The organism is Mesorhizobium sp. WSM4989 (assembly GCF_029625795.1).
In the GTDB taxonomy this organism is placed as follows: domain Bacteria; phylum Pseudomonadota; class Alphaproteobacteria; order Rhizobiales; family Rhizobiaceae; genus Mesorhizobium.
On the sequence record NZ_JARTVN010000056.1, the window covers coordinates 1 to 251 of the forward strand.

Annotated in this window: 1 protein-coding gene; it reads left to right on the plus strand. The window is 65.3% G+C overall.

Features of this window, described 5'->3' with window-relative positions:
• A partial coding sequence (locus tag P9217_RS30295) for a hypothetical protein (RefSeq protein WP_278088341.1) occupies nt 1-251 on the plus strand: 251 nt, incomplete at both ends.

Sequence of the window (251 nt, forward strand, 5' to 3'; positions counted from 1 at the left end):
CCTATGGCGCGATCGAACGCGTCAACGACCATCTTCCTGTACCGCCGGAGCATCAGGTGCGGCAGCGGCTGTGGCGGATCGTCGCCAAGCGCTGCGTCGTCGCGGCCGGCGCGCTCGAACGTCCCATCGTCTTTGCCGGCAACGACACGCCGGGCGTGATGATGGCGTCCGCCATGCGCAGCTACATCAACCGCTATGCCGCGAAACCGGCACGGCGTATCGCACTCTTCACCAACAATGAGGATGGCTGG